The organism is Neisseria sp. HMSC068C04 (genome assembly GCF_001810105.1).
Lineage (GTDB): Bacteria > Pseudomonadota > Gammaproteobacteria > Burkholderiales > Neisseriaceae > Neisseria > Neisseria flavescens_B.
The window spans coordinates 85,400-85,623 of sequence record NZ_KV799929.1 but is presented as its reverse complement, the minus strand read 5'-3'; positions in this window follow the sequence as shown (position 1 = coordinate 85,623).

The window sequence follows — 224 nt, the reverse complement described above, 5'->3', positions numbered from 1 at the left end:
AGCTCCCTTTCTCATTTCGCAGTGCTACAATTGATAAAAATAGTTTATGGCTTAATTCATGGTTGTAGCTCCCTTTCTCATTTCGCAGTGCTACAATCGAGTACCTGACGAACTACACCCGCGCCCCGTTGTAGCTCCCTTTCTCATTTCGCAGTGCTACAATTCGCCCAAATATTATTGGTGCGCCCGAATTGTTGTAGCTCCCTTTCTCATTTCGCAGTGCT